The 362-nt window shown below is 42.8% G+C and carries 1 pseudogene; it reads right to left on the reverse strand.

Features of this window, described 5'->3' with window-relative positions:
• Nucleotides 1-218, reverse strand: a pseudogene (locus JIG41_RS12280) (transposase); the annotation flags it as partial.
• Between the last annotated feature and the right edge of the window lie 144 nt (nt 219-362).

Genomic DNA, 362 nt, shown 5'->3' on the forward strand with positions numbered 1-362 from the left:
GGCGTATCTGAATTCATCACACCAATAAATCGTAAAATACCCACCTTGCATGACTGACAAAACCAATGCGGTACCAATGATTCTGTTTCTGGCTTTGCCTGCACTAGTTTGCATTTGTGTGTTGATTGAGCCTTTATTAACGCTAACTTTCGCTTGCGACACGCATTAGCTAAAAAACCGTAGTGGCGAATGCGCATAAACCCTTTAGGCAATACATGTTGCCCGAATTCAGATAATAAGTGCACCACTCATGGTTAAACGGTGAGAAGAGATCAACTGCCTGTTGGTGGTACTCTATCGTCGCCAAACAAACAGAAGCATTTACCATGAGTTACAAGCAGTTGATCGCAGGACAAAGATAC

This window comes from Pseudoalteromonas sp. bablab_jr011 (genome assembly GCF_016464045.1).
Classification (GTDB): Bacteria; Pseudomonadota; Gammaproteobacteria; order Enterobacterales; family Alteromonadaceae; genus Pseudoalteromonas; species Pseudoalteromonas lipolytica.